The 530-nt window shown below is 53.4% G+C and carries 2 protein-coding genes; both read right to left on the bottom strand.

Annotation, left to right across the window (positions count from 1 at the left end):
* The coding region (nadA, locus tag NZ923_10825; GenBank protein MCS7230499.1) for a quinolinate synthase NadA at nucleotides 1-365 on the bottom strand (365 nt) is incomplete at its 3' end.
* On the bottom strand, nucleotides 362-530 hold a 169-nt coding region (locus NZ923_10820), incomplete at its 5' end, for a nicotinate-nucleotide diphosphorylase (carboxylating) (protein MCS7230498.1). The genes nadA and NZ923_10820, both read right to left, overlap by 4 nt.

Here is a 530-nt window from a genome sequence, read left to right as displayed (position 1 = left end):
TAAAATTTCATCTTTGAGATGCTTGCCGCTAGCGAACACCCGGCTTTCTCCGACGGCAGCAGCACCGTCTTCGTCGGGTTGAGGATTTTGGCGGTTTCTGCCATAAAGCGCACGCCGCAGAACACAATCACATCTTTGTCGGTTGTAGCGGCTTTGCGACTCAGGTCAAGTGAATCGCCGGTAAAATCGGGGATGGAATGGAACAGCGCTGGCTCCATGTAGTTGTGCCCTAGGATCACGGCATTGCGTTGCTGTTTGAGTTCCAGGATTTCGACCGCCAGTTCCGCTTTGTAATACAGTTCGAATTCTGGCGCTAGTTTACCGAGTTTGCGCTGGAGCAAAGCGAACATTTCCTGCGTATTCATAGCAATCTCCCTGTGGCTTCTTCAGAAGCAAGATAATCAAAACTGACATCAAAAACGCGCGCTGAGTGGGTCAGAGCGCCGACGGAAATATCGTCCACGCCGGTCTCGGCGATCTGCCGGATGGTATCGAGCGAGACATTGCCCGATGCCTCGAGGCGGGCGCGA

It is taken from the genome of Candidatus Kryptonium sp. (assembly GCA_025060635.1).
In the GTDB taxonomy this organism is placed as follows: domain Bacteria; phylum Bacteroidota; class Ignavibacteria; order Kryptoniales; family Kryptoniaceae; genus Kryptonium.
Note: the sequence above shows the minus strand (reverse complement) of the source record. Positions and strands in the feature narration are given on the sequence as shown.